This is a genomic window from Acidovorax sp. HMWF018 (assembly GCF_003061035.1).
In the GTDB taxonomy this organism is placed as follows: domain Bacteria; phylum Pseudomonadota; class Gammaproteobacteria; order Burkholderiales; family Burkholderiaceae_C; genus Acidovorax; species Acidovorax delafieldii.
The window spans coordinates 1-3,240 of sequence record NZ_QAIM01000112.1; the positions used below are offsets into that span (position 1 = coordinate 1).

2 protein-coding genes are annotated in these 3,240 nt (G+C 66.6%); both read right to left on the bottom strand.

The annotated features are described in order from the left end of the window. On the bottom strand, positions 1 to 697 hold a 697-nt coding region (locus tag DBR23_RS04005; RefSeq protein ID WP_199227628.1), incomplete at its 3' end, for a SurA N-terminal domain-containing protein. Between the two features lie 3 nt (positions 698 to 700). Further along, complete coding sequence (locus tag DBR23_RS04010; protein WP_108497390.1) at positions 701 to 3,082, bottom strand: LPS-assembly protein LptD; 2,382 nt, start codon at positions 3,080 to 3,082, stop codon at positions 701 to 703. Between the last annotated feature and the right edge of the window lie 158 nt (positions 3,083 to 3,240).

The following is a 3,240-nucleotide window of genomic DNA, read 5'->3' on the forward strand; positions in this document are numbered from 1 at the left end:
TTTCAGGCACCAGCACCAGCACATGGCCGAGGTTGATCTCCATGGCGGCGACATCCGTGCCCTTTTGCTCTTCACGCAGGAACTGGTCCACGTCCAGATCGCTCACCTTCACCCGCGCTTCGACTTCGCGCTCGCGCAGGCGCTGCTGCAGCAACTGGTTGCGCAGCTCTTCGCGAAAACGGTCCTTGCTCATTCCATCGCGGGCCAGGCGCGCATACAGCTCGTCCACCGTCATGTCGTTCTGGCGGGCCACGCCCTGCTCGGCCTGCGACACGGCGTAGTCATCGACCTTGATGCCCGATTCGCGGGCCTGCTGCAGCTGCACCTTCTCCAGGATGATGCGTTCGAGGACTTCGCGCGCCAGCGCATCGCGCGGTGGCATGGCACCGCCCTGCTTGGCGATCTGCGCCTCGGCACGTGCCAGGCGCGAGCGCACCTCGTAGTTGGTCACGGGCTCGGAGTTGACCACCGCCACAATGAAATCGGCCGAGCGCGGGGCCGTGCTGGTGGAGGGCGCGGGCAGCGTGATGGAGGGCACGGCAGCAGGGCGCGCATTCAGCGAAGACGGCGAGGAAGACAACCCTGTCTTGCCCGAGGACGAGGTCCCCGATGGGCGCAGGCCCTGGGCCGCAGCGCCTTGCGCCACGAGGGATGCCAACGCGGCCGTCAAGGCCAGTGCGAATACACGGTGGTTCATGGTCTAGTCGTAGTTGCTGAAGCGGCTGGGCGTGGAGACCTGCTCGCGCAGGTTCTGGTAACGCGGCACATTTTGCTTGAAGGAGTCGAGCGGGCTGGAGCCCAGGCTCAGGCGGGAGAAGCCCACGAATTCGATCTGGAACAGCAGGCGCGTGTTGGAGCTGGTCACACTGCTTTGCAGGCGCTCCAGCACCACGCGGCCAATCCAGCAGCAGCTGTCGTACTCGAAGCCCACCACGGTGTCCACGAGTTTGCGGTCCTTCATGCTGTAGTTCAGGCGGCCAACGCTGTACCAGCGCCCGCCGCCCTGGCCGCGGCCGGGGCCCAGGTCCTTGCCCTTGTCGCCCCACAGGTCGTTCAGCGGCCACTGCCAGCCGATGTCGATCTGCTCGCTGGTGCCACGTTGCAGACGATAGGCCGCGCTCACGGTGCGGTAGTTGCTGGGGCTGTAGCGCGCGCCGATGGTCGAACGGATGGACTGCCCGGTCTTGGGGTTGTACTGCACGGTGGAGTCAAAGCCCCACTGCGGTGTCCAGTTGATGCCCGCGCCCAGCAGCAGGTCCGACAGGCGCTCGCTGACCGGCGTGCCCCCTGGCAGGGTGACCTTCTGGTCCGAGAAACGCACCCGCTGGGCAATGCCGAAGCGCGCTGCCTGGGCACCAGTGTCGGGGTCCAGCAGGCGTGTGGTCACGCCCAGGGTCAGCAGGTTGTTGTCGGCCAGCCGGTCGTTGCCGCCAAAGGCATTCTCGGTGTAGATGGTGGCGAAGTTGAAGTCATTGGCCGCTGTGTCATACACCGGCAGCATGCTCTGGTCGCGGTAGGGCGTGTAGGTGTAGAACGCCCGGGGCTCCAGTGTCTGCAGGAAGGCGCGACCAAAGTAGGCGGTGTCACGCTCGAACACCAGGCCGCTGTCCAGGCTGAAGGTAGGCAGCGTGCGGCTGGCCGAGCGCTGGCCGTTGGACAGGGCCGAGTCAAACTGGTACTGCGTGGCATGCAGCTGCAGGCGCGGGGTGATGAAGCCGCCCGGCGACAGGAAGGGGCGGCTGATCTGCGCCATGGCGTAACTGCGATCGGCATTGGGCTGGCCCGTGAGCGCGCGGGCCGCTTCAAAGCGCGTGGTGTCCAGCTCCACGCTGGCATCGAATCCACCGCCCAGCTGCGAGGGGTTGTAGCGCCATTGCACCTGCGGCATGCGGTCATACGGAGGCACGATGGGCGAGCTCACGTCTTGCAGCGTCTGCCACTTGAGCGTGCGCACGGTGGCCGACATGTCGTTGCGGCCCCAGGACAGGATCGCATCGTTGGGCAACAGGCGCTGGCGCAACTGCTCGGTGGCGCGGCTGAAGTCGCGCCAGTAGTTGTCATCACTCACGCGGTTGAGGTTGAGGTTCAGCCCCAGCCCGCCGATGCCGGTGTCGAACGCGCCTTCGTGTTTGCCGCTAAAGCTCCAGCGCACACGGTCGCGCAGACGGTCGGTGGGCATCACGTCGGCGCTGATCTGGCCTTTGTAGGTTGGCTCCAGGTAGCGGAACTCGCCGCCCACGTTGGCGCCTCGTTTGGTCATGAGCGCGGCGCGCAAGGTGGCATCGCGGTTGGGCGCGATGTTCCAGTAGTACGGCTGCATGTAGGTCACGCCATCCCGGCTATCGAGCCCGACGGTGGGCGGCAGCAGGCCTGACTTGCGCTTTTCCGACAGCGGGAAGCTGATGTACGGAATGGGCAGCACCGAGATGCCCTTGAACTCCAGCACCGCATCTTCGGCCGTGCCCACCTCTTCCTCGTTGTCAATGCGGATTGTGGCGGCGCGCAGCACCCAGTCGGGCTGCCAGCTTTCCTCGTTGCCACGCTCGCAGGTGGTGTAGGTTCCGTTGTGCACCACGGCGCGGTAGCGGTCCACAAAGTCCACCCGCGTCGCATCTCCATGCGCCTGCGTGGCCAGGAAGCGGTAGCGCGCGTCGCTGAAGAAGCCCTCGAAGGCCTCCACCCGCAGCTCCAGCGCCGTGCCTTCGTAGACGTTGCCTGCGCGGTTGATGCGCACCTTGCCGTTGGCCTTGGCCAGGTCCTCGGGCACGTTGTAGTCGAGCCGGTCGGCGCGGATGACCGTGTCGCCCCGGCGCAGCTCGGCGTTGCCTTCAATCAGTGCGTTCAGGTCGGTCTGGCCGCTGATGTGGTCGCCCTTCACAAAGACGGGCAATTGCGAGCGCACGGCGTCGGGAATCTTTTCCTGCAGCAGGGGCGATGTGCGCAGCACCGGCGGCGCATCCCAGGCGCTGGGCGCGGCTCCGTCCTGGGCCAGAGCCGCCAGCGGCAGGCCACACCAGGCCAGCGCAACGCCCAGGGCCAGCACGCGGGGCACGGGGGGCCGCAGCCGTGCAGACTTCGCCATGGCGGGCCGGGCGCGAAGGGAGGTGAGGTTCTGCACGGTGAGGGGCTGGCAGCGTGGCACGTGGGGTGTTGAGGGGCGGTAGCGGACAAAGGGACCGGTCCTGGCCAGCGCGCACGGCGCCAGCCACGACCGGTTTGTAAAATCGGATTATCCATGAG

Excerpts from the sequence above, each read along its gene's own strand:
- DBR23_RS04010 (WP_108497390.1), bottom strand. The coding sequence starts at position 3,082 with ATGGCGAAGTCTGCACGGCTGCGGCCCCCCGTGCCCCGCGTGCTGGCC.